Source organism: Micromonospora maritima, from assembly GCF_902825405.1.
GTDB lineage: Bacteria > Actinomycetota > Actinomycetes > Mycobacteriales > Micromonosporaceae > Micromonospora > Micromonospora maritima.
The window spans coordinates 1-1,657 of the sequence record NZ_CADEAU010000793.1 but is presented as its reverse complement, the minus strand read 5'-3'; the positions used below and the strand labels follow the sequence as shown (position 1 = coordinate 1,657).

Here is a 1,657-nt window from a genome sequence, read left to right as displayed (position 1 = left end):
CGGTCCGTGTCGTCGGCCGTCGCGCGGTCCGCTTCGTGGTTCGCCGCGCGGTCCGCGTCGTCGGTGGCCGCGCGGTCCGCGTCGTCGGTGTCCGCCGGGTCCGCCGGGGGCAGCGCGCCGGTCTCCCGGTACGCGCGGAACTGGTCCTCGGTCACCACCCGGTAGCCCTCCGGCGCGACCGGCCGTGCGCCGGCCTCGCCGGCCGAGAGGTCGACCTGCGACACGTCGCCGGCCGGCGGCACCGCAGCGGCCGGCTCACCGACCGGGACGAGGTATTCCCGGGGGCCGCGGACCCGCACGAAGTAGACGAGCGCGCCGAGGAAGACCAGCACGGCGGTCCAGACGTTGAGCCGCACGCCGAGGATGTGGTTGGCCTCGTCGGTGCGCATCAGCTCGATCCAGAACCGGCCCGCCGTGTAGCCCATCACGTAGAGCGCGAAGGCACGGCCGCGCCCCAGCCGCAGCCGGCGGTCCAGGACCAGCACCAGCACGGCGACGCCGACGTTCCAGAGCAGCTCGTAGAGGAACGTCGGATGGTAGAGCCCGGGTTGCAGGACCGGGTTGCCGGCGTCGTCGCGCAGCGTGTGACCCGGGTTGTCCGGGTCCATGACGTGCACCTCGAGGCCCCACGGCAGGCTGGTCCGCCCGCCGTACAGCTCGTTGTTGAACCAGTTGCCCAGCCGGCCGACCGCCTGGGCCAGCGGCATCCCCGGCGCCAGCGCGTCGGCGACCACGGTGAGCGGGATGCCCAGCTGCCGGGCGGCGAGCCAGGCGCCCACCGCGCCGCCGGCCACCGCCCCCCAGATGCCGAGGCCGCCCTCCCAGATGTAGAGCGCCTTGATCGGCTCACCGCCCGCGCCGAAGTACTTCTCGGGCGAGGTGATCACGTGGTAGATCCGCGCCCCGACGATGCCCGCCGGCACCGCCCAGACCGCGATGTCGAGCACGGCGCCCGGCGCCACGCCGCGGCGGCGCAGCCGGTACTCGGTGACCACGCAGGCCACCACGATGCCGGCGATGATGCAGAGCGCGTACGCCCGGATCGGAACCGGGCCGAGCTGCCAGACGGCGGTGCTGGGGCTGGGCATGGCCGCCAGTGGGGTCATCGGGGCGAGGGTCACGGGTGCACACGGTACCGGTGCGGACCGTGTGTGCGGCACCCCGGTCCGCCGCGCCGCGGAGCCGGATGACTTCTGGTTTGCACGGCCGTACGCTCTTTGTCCATGAGCGCGCTCACCTGGGCGGTCACCGCGGTCGTCGCCGACAGGGCCGGCCGGGTGCTGCTCTGCCGGCGCTCCGGCGGCGCGCCCCGCTGGGGCCTGCCGGGCGGACGGTTGCGCCACGACGAGAGCCCGGCCGACGCCGTCGTCCGGGCGATCCGCGCGGAGACCGGCTGGCTCGTCGAGCTTGTCGACCTGGTCGGCCTCTACCGGGTCACCGACCCGACCGCTCCCGTGCCCCCGGCCGGCCGTTGCGGCCCCCTGCCCGACGTCCTGGTGCACGTGTTCCGCGCCCGACCTGCGGGCGGCGCTCCGGCCGCCGAGGCGGCGCGCGGCTGCCACCCCGAGTGGCACCCCGTCGAGAAGCTGCCCGGCCCCCTCACCCCCACCACCCGCGCCGCCCTGACGGACGCGCTCGACGGCCGCTCCGGCGTGCT

General features: G+C 75.6%; 2 protein-coding genes. One reads left to right on the top strand and one right to left on the bottom strand.

Annotated elements, in window-relative coordinates; genetic code table 11:
* Positions 1-1,121, bottom strand: a 1,121-nt coding sequence (gene lgt, locus HUW36_RS32335) for a prolipoprotein diacylglyceryl transferase (RefSeq protein ID WP_246248433.1), incomplete at its 3' end; no start/stop codon positions are given.
* 102 nt (positions 1,122-1,223) lie between these two features.
* On the opposite strand from lgt, the gene HUW36_RS32330 reads away from it, so the two are divergent.
* On the top strand, positions 1,224-1,657 hold a 434-nt coding region (locus tag HUW36_RS32330; RefSeq protein WP_174531521.1), incomplete at its 3' end, for an NUDIX hydrolase.